This window comes from Streptomyces sp. SP17BM10 (genome assembly GCF_036322405.1).
Lineage (GTDB): Bacteria > Actinomycetota > Actinomycetes > Streptomycetales > Streptomycetaceae > Kitasatospora.
On record NZ_JAQYXB010000408.1, the window covers coordinates 1 to 304 of the forward strand.

Below are 304 nucleotides of genomic sequence, written 5' to 3' on the forward strand. Positions count from 1 at the left end.
GTTTGTGGGGGGGGGGCCCCCCGGGGTGTTTTCGCGGGCGCGGGTTTCGGGGGTTTTTGGGTGGGGTGTTTTTTTTGTGTTTTTTTGTTTTGTTGGTTGTGTGGGTTTTTTTTTTTTTTTTTTTTTTTTTTTTTTTTTTTTTTTTTTGTTGTGTTTGGTTTTGGGGGCGGGCCCCCCCCACCCCACCACACCCCACGCAGAAACACAAAAACAAAAAAAAAAAAAAAAAACCAACCCACCCCACCCCAACAAAACCACACCCCACAACCAACACAAACCCCCACCAAACAACACAAAAAAAAAA

General features: G+C 44.7%; 1 protein-coding gene. It reads left to right on the forward strand.

The annotated features are described in order from the left end of the window. Positions 1 to 25: 25 nt before the first annotated feature. Positions 26 to 304: hypothetical protein (locus PUR71_RS41050; RefSeq protein ID WP_329924788.1), on the forward strand; the 279-nt coding region annotated here is incomplete at its 3' end.